Source organism: Myxococcus sp. CA056 (genome assembly GCF_013336715.1).
GTDB classification, from domain to species: Bacteria; Myxococcota; Myxococcia; order Myxococcales; family Myxococcaceae; genus Myxococcus; species Myxococcus llanfairpwllgwyngyllgogerychwyrndrobwllllantysiliogogogochensis.
This window is the reverse complement of sequence record NZ_JABUMT010000070.1, coordinates 1-383: the sequence shown is the minus strand read 5'-3', so window position 1 is coordinate 383 and position 383 is coordinate 1. Positions and strand designations below refer to the sequence as shown.

Genomic DNA, 383 nt, shown 5'->3' with positions numbered 1-383 from the left:
GTCCGCGGTGAGTTCGTCGGTGACGTTCGATGGAACGAACTACTTCGTGGTCTGGAGCGACACCCGCAGCTCCGGGACGCTCTCCGACATCTACGCGGGGCGGGTGCGTGCGTCGGATGGCGTGGCGCTCGACGGTTCGGGCATTCCCATCTGCGCGCACCCGGGCGCCCAGGGCGCCCCCGAGGTGGCCTTCGATGGGACCCGGTACCTGGTGGTCTGGGACGACGCGCGCGCCGGGGCGGAGTCCGACATCTACGGGGCCCGGGTGCGGGCCTCGGACCGGGCGGTGCTGGACACCGGCGGCTTCGCCATCTCCGTGGCGCCACGCGTCCAGCGGTCCGCCGCCGTCACCTTCGACGGAACGCAGTTCCTGGTGGTGTGGG

At 72.1% G+C, this 383-nt stretch carries 1 pseudogene; it reads left to right on the top strand.

The annotated features are described in order from the left end of the window. Positions 1 to 383 (top strand): annotated as a pseudogene (locus HUA76_RS44860) (hypothetical protein); the annotation flags it as partial.